Source organism: Sulfitobacter sp. HI0129, from assembly GCF_001635395.1.
Lineage (GTDB): Bacteria > Pseudomonadota > Alphaproteobacteria > Rhodobacterales > Rhodobacteraceae > Sulfitobacter.
In genome coordinates, this window is the sequence record NZ_LWGH01000474.1 from 1 (window position 1) to 4,191 (window position 4,191).

At 65.9% G+C, this 4,191-nt stretch carries 4 protein-coding genes and 1 pseudogene; 1 reads left to right on the top strand and 4 read right to left on the bottom strand.

Going from position 1 to position 4,191, the window contains the following annotated elements:
* The 4 genes from A3764_RS12910 to A3764_RS12925 all read right to left on the bottom strand — a co-directional run.
* Positions 1-404, bottom strand: a 404-nt coding sequence (locus A3764_RS12910) for a hypothetical protein (RefSeq protein WP_201722431.1), incomplete at its 3' end; no start/stop codon positions are given.
* Between the two features lie 74 nt (positions 405-478).
* Entirely contained in the window at positions 479-1,954 is a 1,476-nt protein-coding gene (locus A3764_RS12915; protein ID WP_067921873.1) for a carboxypeptidase M32, read from the bottom strand.
* A gap of 1 nt (position 1,955) precedes the next feature.
* The gene (ctaA, locus tag A3764_RS12920) at positions 1,956-3,104 is read right to left on the bottom strand and encodes a heme A synthase (protein WP_067921870.1); all 1,149 of its coding nucleotides are present in this window, start codon (positions 3,102-3,104) and stop codon (positions 1,956-1,958) included.
* 65 nt (positions 3,105-3,169) lie between these two features.
* A complete protein-coding gene (locus A3764_RS12925; protein ID WP_067921867.1) occupies positions 3,170-3,928 on the bottom strand; it encodes an RNA methyltransferase in 759 nt (252 codons plus the stop codon).
* A gap of 134 nt (positions 3,929-4,062) precedes the next feature.
* On the opposite strand from A3764_RS12925, the pseudogene A3764_RS12930 reads away from it, so the two are divergent.
* Positions 4,063-4,191, top strand: a pseudogene (locus A3764_RS12930) (thiamine phosphate synthase); the annotation flags it as partial.

The window sequence follows — 4,191 nt, forward strand, 5'->3', positions numbered from 1 at the left end:
ATTTGCCCCAGCGCCAGACCCAGCGCCGCCATGGCCCAGCGTTCGCGCGCGGGGTCGCACAGGATGCCGGTATATTCGCCCATCCCCAGCCGCGAGGCGGCGGCCAATTGCGCCTGAAAGACACGGCGCGACCTGCTCCAGTACAACCGGCGGCGCATGGGCAACACCGCGCAGAGCGCGCGGGGGTCTTCGGGGTCACGCAGGCAGAGGACGCACCAGCTGCCGGGGTGAACCTCGAAGAGGGAGGCCATCCAGTCCCACGACAGATAGAACCCCGAATCGGGGTCCTTGCGCAGCAGCGCGTCCCATGCGGGGCGCAGCCGTTTCATGGCGGGCATATCGTCCACCAGTTCGATCTGCAGCGGTGCATCGTCTTGTGCGGTCATCGCGGTCATATCGTTCACGAAGTCGGCCTCTTTTTCGGTTCTCCGTGTCTAGATCGCAAATGCGGCAATTTTTGGTGGAAGGCTTGGCAAGTTCAAAGGCCGTAGAGGTCGCCGAACTTGTTCTGCAGGTAGGAAAGCAGGGGCGCTTCGCTGGGCTCAATGCCGCTCGCCCGGCGGATGACATCCCGCGGGGTATAAAGCCCGCCATGGGTCTGCACGTTCGTGCGCAGCCATTCCGTCGCGACGCCCGTCTCCCCCCGGGCGAGGTGATCGTCCAGATCGGGATGCGCGGCGCGCAGGGCCTCGTGCAGGCACCCGGCATAGACGTTGCCCAGCGTATAGGTCGGGAAATACCCGAAGAGCCCGACGGACCAATGCACATCCTGCAGAACCCCGTTGGACGGCTTGTCCACCGGATAACCGAAATCCGCCTCGAAACGGTCGTTCCACGCGGCTTCGAGATCGCCGACCTGCAGATCGCCCGACATCAGCGCACGTTCCAGATCGAAGCGCAGCAGAACATGCAGGTTGTACTGCAATTCATCCGCTTCGGTCCGGATGTACCCATCCGAGACGCGGTTGACGATGCGGTAGAACGTCTCTGCATCCGCCACGCCGAAGTCACCGAAGGCATCGCGCATCTTGCCAAAGAGCCATCCTGTGAAGGCGCGGCTGCGGCCCAGCTGGTTTTCGTAGATACGGCTCTGGCTTTCATGCACGCCCATCGACACGCCCCGCCCCAGCGGGGTCAGCAGATATGCCTGATCGATGTTCTGTTCATAGGCCGCATGGCCGACTTCGTGGATCGTGGAATAGAAGCAGTTGAACGGATCCAGCGGATTGGTCCGGGTGGTGATCCGCACATCCAGACCCGAGCCAGAGGAGAACGGATGCACCGCCTTGTCCACCCGCCCGATGCTGGAATCGTAGCCGAAGGTGGTGGCCAGCAGCCGGGTCAGCTCCATCTGGGCGGCCTCGTCGAAGACGCCTTCCAGCACCGGCGGCTGCGGCGCTTCGCGCACCGCCGCGCGCAGATCGGCAAGGGCGGGCCGCAGCGCGCCGAACATCGCGGTCAGCGTCTCGGCGGTGGCGCCCGGTTCGTAATCGTCCAGCATCGCATCATAGACGTCTCCTCCCGCGGCAAGGGCCTGTCCCTCCTCCCGCTTCAGGGCGATGACCTCTTCCAGCACGGGCGCGAAAGCCGCGAAATCATCCGTGGCGCGCGCCTCTGCCCAAAGGCCCTGCGCGCGCGAGGTCACACGCGCGATCCGCGACGACAGCTCGCCCGGCACCCGGGTGGCGCGGTCGTGCCCGCGGCGGATGTGGTGAAGCTGGGCGCGCGCGACCTCGTCCAGCGCCTCGCCGTCGATCGCGGCCAGCCAGTCGGCCACGCGCGGATCCACGTTGCGGGCGTGCAGCACGCCCTGCATCGCGGCCATTTCCTCGGACCGTTGGGGGGCCGCCCCGCGCGGCATGACGGTTTCCTGATCCCAGCCAAGGCGCCCGGCCACTTCGGCCAGCGCTTCGGTTTCGCGCTGGAACGCCATCAATTCGTCGTAAGCCTTCATGTCAGGTTCCTCTCAGGGATGTGGCGATGGGATAGGCCGCCAGAAAACGCGCCCGCAGGATCGTGACCCACAGGACGACGGCCAGCGCCTGATGCACCAGCGCGATATGCACAGGTGCCGCGTAAAGCACGGTGGTGATGCCCACGGCGATCTGGATGGCCAGAACCGCCAGCACCACGTTGAAGGCGTTTCGCGTGGCGGGATGGCTCGATCTCCGCCCGCGCAGCCAGACGACGACGCTGAAGATCGCCAGCAGGTAGCCCGAAACCCGGTGCATGAACTGGACGAGCCCCGGGTTTTCAAAAAAATTGCGCCAGGCCGGGGTGATGTTGAACGCGTCCGGCGGAAAGACCTGCCCCTGCATCAGCGGCCAGTCCACGAAATAGCGGCCCGCGTCGATCCCGGCGACCAGAGCGCCCAGAAGGATTTGCAAAAAGGTGAAATGCAACAGCCCGGTGGCGAGGCCGTATTGCTTGCGCTCCATCGCGCGGCGGGCCTGCAGCAGGTCACGTTCGGGCCGCCTCAGCAGCATCGCATACCAGGTGATCACGCCGAGGATGACAAAGGCGAGGCCCAGATGCGTGGCAAGCCGATAGCTCGCCACATCCACCGTCGCCGTGCCGGTCGTGACGCCGGAGGCGACCATCCACCAACCGATGGCGCCCTGCAGACCGCCCAGCCCCCCAAGCAGCAACAGCCGCCCGGTCCAGCCCGGCGGGATCTGCCGCCGCAGCAGGAACCAGAAGAACCCGATGGCCCAGACCAGCCCGATCACGCGGCCCAGCTGGCGATGGCCCCATTCCCACCAATAGATGCTCTTGAAGTCAGAAAGCTGCATCCAGTCGTTCTGAAGGCGGAATTCGTCGATCTCGCGGTATTTGGCGAACTCGTTTTCCCATTCCGCCGCGCTCAGGGGCGGCAGCGCGCCGGTGACGGGCCGCCATTCGGTGATGGATAGGCCACTGTCGGTCAGCCGGGTCGCCCCGCCCACGCTGATCATCACGAACACCAGCGCGAAAAGGATCAGAAGCCAAATCCGCACCGCCCCCCGGGCACCACCGCGCCCGGCGTCGATCACGCCGGTCTTCGCCACGGGCCGGGCCTGCTGCGGCGCCCCCACTTCCTCGAAAAGCTTGCGTTTTTCAGCCATGTCGCGTCCCTCCGTCCGGCCTGATGATCAGGCCCGCGTTAGGTAGGACAGACAGCGGCGGAGATCTAGTCGCGCTCTTTCCAGCGTACCATTTGCCGCATCATCCCGTGCAGCATTTGCACGTCGGCGCGGGTCAGCGGCAGGCGGGACCACATGTTGCGCAGATTGATCCGCATGGACGCGGATTTATGTTCGGGGAAGAAGAAGCCCGCCTCGTCCATCCGGTCTTCGTAATGCCGCGCGAGGTGTTCGACCTCGGCGTGGCTGGCCCAGTCGGTGCCCGCCATCTCGGTCGTGACGGCTTCGGTACCGCCGGCAGCGCGCATCCATTCATAGCCCATCAGCAACACGCATTGCGCAAGGTTGAGCGAGGCAAACCGCGGGTTCACCGGCACGGACACGATGGCATTGGCCCGCGCGATGTCGTCGTTTTCAAGACCCGCCCGCTCCGGTCCGAACAGCACGGCAACACGCTGGCCCTGCGTGATGCGGGCGCGTGCCTCGATCATCGCGGCTTCGGGGGTGTAGACGGGTTTCGTCAGGTCCCGGCCGCGCGCGGTGGTGGCCAGTACGAAATCGCAATCGCCCGTGGCCTCCGGCAGGTCGGGGCAGAGCAGCGCCTCATCCAGAAGCCGCCCGGCGCCCGAGGCCATGGCCACGGCGGCGGGGTTGGGCCAGCCGTCCCGCGGGGCCACGACGCGCATGTTGTCGAGACCGAAGTTCCACATGGCGCGGGCGGCGGCCCCGATATTCTCGCCCATCTGGGGCCGAACGAGGACAAAGGCGGGAATGGCCGGGGGCTGGGTTTGTGCGGGGCTGTTCATGCGGGCGTCTTAGTGTGCGCCCTGCCCGCCCGCAAGTCCGCCCGGGCCGCGTTGGGCTGCCGCGTCATTCATATCCGTTTCCTTTTCCCGACTCATCGGCTAGTCGTCTGCCAGCACGACAGAAGGACAGACCGATGGACGCGCCCGAAGAGCCCCAGATCTACCTGATCACACCCCCCGAAATCGAACTGGCCCGCTTTCCCGCCGTTCTGGCGTCGGTCCTTGATGCGCATCCGGTCGCCTGCGTGCGGCTGGCGCTTTCC

Coding starts and splice junctions, on each gene's coding strand:
- ctaA (WP_067921870.1), bottom strand. CDS start 3,104: ATGGCTGAAAAACGCAAGCTTTTCGAGGAAGTGGGGGCGCCGCAGCAG.
- A3764_RS12925 (WP_067921867.1), bottom strand. CDS start 3,928: ATGAACAGCCCCGCACAAACCCAGCCCCCGGCCATTCCCGCCTTTGTC.
- A3764_RS12915 (WP_067921873.1), bottom strand. CDS start 1,954: ATGAAGGCTTACGACGAATTGATGGCGTTCCAGCGCGAAACCGAAGCG.